We start from the raw sequence: 1997 nt of genomic DNA on the forward strand, positions 1-1997 counted from the left end.
CCCGCGCCCGGAGCCGGGGTTGACACCGATTCACGCGGACTCGACACGGCTGGACAGCGAGTGGACAGGACTGGACAGCGACCGGACAGCGCTGGACACCGGGTCTACAGCCGCTGTCGAGGCGGTAGACAGCGACCCGAACGCGGAGCGGGACGCGGAGATCCGCCGCCGCGCGGCGGCCGGGGAATCCACGCGCCGGATCGGTGCCGTGGTCGGGTTGTCGCATTCCCGTGTCGCGCAGATCCTCGCCGCTGTCAACCCGGTTGACGACGGCGACGACCCCGGTGGGGAGGTGCTGAGCCTGGTTCGCTGATCGATAGCCCCGGTGGTGCGGGAGGGTGTGCGGCGGTCCCTCCCGCGTCAAGGGCGCAAGCGTCGCCCGGCCGGGCGATGGCCCTTCTGGCCACCCTGGACCCGCGAGCCTCTTACCGCCACACGGGCAGAGCCCTTCGAGGGCAGGCAGTGAGCCTGCCCCCTTCAACCCCTTTTCACCACCTCAACCACGGAGAACACAATGACCAACACACTCAGTGACCTGGACCAGATCAACGCCGAGCTGATGGGGCAAGGTGCCCGGAATCCGTTCGGTCGTGATGTCGAGATCGGCGCGATGGTGTCCGGCGAGATCGTCGCCGTCGTGCGCCGGCATCGGCACAACAGCCAGGGGCAGCCGCTGTTCTGGGTGAACCGCAAGCCGATGGTCGCCCAGGCCGGGGATCCGGTCATCGATTCGCAGCTGATCCTTGAGACCACCGAGCGTGACGACGAGGCCGATGACGGCTTGCGTGCGATCACTCTGGACCGGGATGTACAGCGCGCTATCGCCGCGGGCGTGCGTCGTGCCCGCGCTGGTGGTGTCGCGATCGGCGGGCAGCTGGACGGGCTGCTGTATGCCGGTCCGGTCGAAGGTGGTTACGGCCGCAACTACGACCTGCGCGCCTACCTTCCGCCCGCCGCATAGATCCACCACAACCGGAAGCCCGGCCGAGAAATCGGCCGGGCTTTTTCGTGTCTCCAGCTTGTCGGCTGGCCTTCTTTCCCTGACTGTTCCCCGGCCCCTTCCTCCGAAGGCAAACCGAGCCCGGGGCGCCGGGCGCTCAAGGGTGGCCGGTAGGCCATCGGCGCAGCCGACGCGACGCCAGGAGCGCCCTTGAACGACCGGCGAACCGGGCTCAAACTATCCGGCCGAGGAAGGGCCGACCCGTGGTGTCGGCAGTCGATCTTGGTGGCTGAACTTGTCGATCTTGAGCACCAAAAGCCCACCACGAAAGTAGCCAAAATCTATCGTATTAATACGATAGATTTTGGCGCACTCAACCACCACCCCACCCATCCCCTGAGCTGCGGTTACAGACGGGATTTCTGCTCACTCCCACCCCCACCCCCGTCCGACATCTCATCACCCACTTCGTGGTCAACGAGATGTCGGACGGGGGTGGGGGTGGGAGCAATCAGAAATCAAAAGACAAAAAAGGGATGGGTGGGGTGGTGGTTGAGTGAAAAAGAAAAAAGACATGGGTTGCGTTGGGAGTACTTCGGAAAGTTTGTGTGCGTGGTGCGTTGGGCAACGGTGGCGGTGGTGGCGTCGGGTGCGCGTGGCTGCGGTCTACTGCACGCGGCTGGCGTGGTGCCCGGAGTGGTGTGGCGCGCGGCGCGGTGGCAGGCGGGTATCGCGACCTGGCGGTCGCGCGGGCCTGCGCGCGGAGTGTGTCTGTTCCCTCCGGTATGACCTGAGCAGGGGCCTATCACACGGTCACCGAACATCAAGGGCGCCTGGCGGCGTCGGCTGCGCCGATGGCCTGCGGCCACCCTTGACGCCCGGAGCCCGCGTGATCGAAACGCCCCAGGCCATACCGGAGGGAACAGACACACAAACCAGCCCCTGCGCGCTACGAGCCCGAACAGCCGCGCGGCCGAAGGCCGCGAAAAAGAATCCGCTCGCCGCGGGGCAGGCCACCCAGAGGGACCAGGGTGCGAAGGGACCGGTCAGCAGGTCT

The 1997-nt window shown here is 66.5% G+C and carries 2 protein-coding genes and 1 pseudogene; 2 read left to right on the forward strand and 1 reads right to left on the reverse strand.

The features are described 5' to 3' along the window. Together ON44_RS33745 and ON44_RS33750 are read left to right on the forward strand one after the other, a co-directional pair. Positions 1–313: pseudogene (locus ON44_RS33745) on the forward strand (hypothetical protein); the annotation flags it as partial. Positions 314–514: 201 nt separating this feature from the next. Further along, positions 515–961: a hypothetical protein gene (locus ON44_RS33750; RefSeq protein WP_040698115.1), complete on the forward strand. Its 447-nt coding sequence runs from the start codon at positions 515–517 to the stop codon at positions 959–961. Positions 962–1753: 792 nt separating this feature from the next. Here ON44_RS33750 and ON44_RS52075 read toward each other — a convergent pair. Beyond that, the coding region (locus ON44_RS52075; protein WP_218007671.1) for a hypothetical protein at positions 1754–1997 on the reverse strand (244 nt) is incomplete at its 5' end.

The sequence above is a fragment of the Nocardia vinacea NBRC 16497 genome, assembly GCF_000308835.1.
Classification (GTDB): Bacteria; Actinomycetota; Actinomycetes; order Mycobacteriales; family Mycobacteriaceae; genus Nocardia; species Nocardia vinacea.